The 1547-nt window shown below is 76.2% G+C and carries 1 protein-coding gene and 1 pseudogene; one reads left to right on the plus strand and one right to left on the minus strand.

What is annotated here, in order from left to right; all coding sequences use genetic code 11:
* Window positions 1–543 (minus strand): annotated as a pseudogene (locus tag AC5FZL_RS16695) (hypothetical protein); the annotation flags it as partial.
* An 84-nt stretch (window positions 544–627) separates the two neighbouring features.
* On the opposite strand from AC5FZL_RS16695, the gene pknB reads away from it, so the two are divergent.
* A partial coding sequence (gene pknB, locus AC5FZL_RS16700) for a Stk1 family PASTA domain-containing Ser/Thr kinase (RefSeq protein WP_493619995.1) occupies window positions 628–1547 on the plus strand: 920 nt, incomplete at its 3' end.

The raw sequence follows: 1547 nt of genomic DNA on the forward strand, positions 1-1547 counted from the left end.
CCGGGCGACGACCCCTCCCGTGGCGGCCACCGCCGTGGCGCCGGCCACGAGCGGGCGCCACGGCGCGGTGCCCGCGGCCTCCGGCGTGGGCGCCGACGCGCGGCCCCACCGCCGGCTGACGGTCCCCCTGCTGGGGCTGCTCGCCGTCCTCGTCGTCGTCGCGGCGGCCTTCGCCCTGACCCGGCCCGACGGGTCGGGCACCCCCCGGCCGACGCCGACCCCCTCGGTGAGCCCGACCCAGGAGCAGGCGACGCCGGACGCCCCGTCGCCGCAGCCCGAGACCAGCGAGGACGAGGAGGAGGCCCCGCCCGCGGAGGAGGAGCCGGCCCCGACCGCGACTCCGCGCCCCACCCGCACGCCCTCGCCGACCCCCACCCGGACGCCGACCCCCACGGCCACGGCGACGCCCACCGACACGCCCACCGAGACGCCCACCGAGACGCCCACCGACACGCCCACCGGGGCGCCCACCACCACCACGAGCACGCCGCCGACGGTGACACCGAGCCCGACCCCCACTCCGGCCGGCGCGAGCGCCGCCACGTCGGTGTCGTCAACACGGTCGGTTCAGGCCCGTGCCGCCGGTACGGTCGGTGGGGAGCAGGACGAGGACGAGGACGGCATCGCGTGAACGACATCCCCCGCACGCTCGGGGACCGCTACGAGGTCGGCGACGTCCTCGGCCGCGGCGGCATGGCCGAGGTGCACGAAGGGCGCGACACCCGGCTCGGCCGGCGGGTCGCGATCAAGATGCTGCGCTCCGACCTGGCCCGCGACCCGGTCTTCCAGGCGCGGTTCCGCCGCGAGGCGCAGTCCTCCGCCGGGCTGAACCACCCGGCGATCGTCGCGGTCTACGACACCGGCGAGGACGTCTTCGTCGAGTCCGGTGGCGCCCACGTGCGCCTGCCCTACATCGTCATGGAGTACGTCGAGGGCCGCACCGTCCGCGACCTCCTCGTCGCCGCCGGCGGGCACGGCCTGGGCACCGAGCGGTCGGTGACGATCACCTCCGGCGTGCTCACCGCCCTCGACTACAGCCACCGCCAGGGCATCGTCCACCGCGACATCAAGCCCGCGAACGTCATGATCACCCCCACCGGTGACATCAAGGTCATGGACTTCGGCATCGCCCGCGCCCTGGCCGACACGTCCGCCACGATGACGGCCACCAGCGCCGTCATCGGCACGGCGCAGTACCTCTCCCCCGAGCAGGCGCGCGGGGAGACCGTCGACGCCCGCAGCGACCTGTACTCCGCCGGGTGCCTGCTCTACGAGCTCCTCACCGGCCGGCCGCCCTTCGTCGGCGACTCCCCCGTCTCCGTGGCCTACCAGCACGTGCGCGAGGTGCCGCAGCCGCCGAGCACGCTCAACCCCGCGGTGGACGACGAGATGGACCGGGTCGTGCTCAAGGCCCTGGCCAAGGACCGCGACGACCGCTACGACGACGCCGAGCAGTTCCGGGCCGACCTGGTGGCCGCCGAGCGCGGGCAGCCGGTGAGCGCCCCGACCGTCGCCCTCGCCACCGCGGCCGCCACCCAGGCGCTGCC

The organism is Quadrisphaera sp. DVD1 (genome assembly GCF_058932755.1).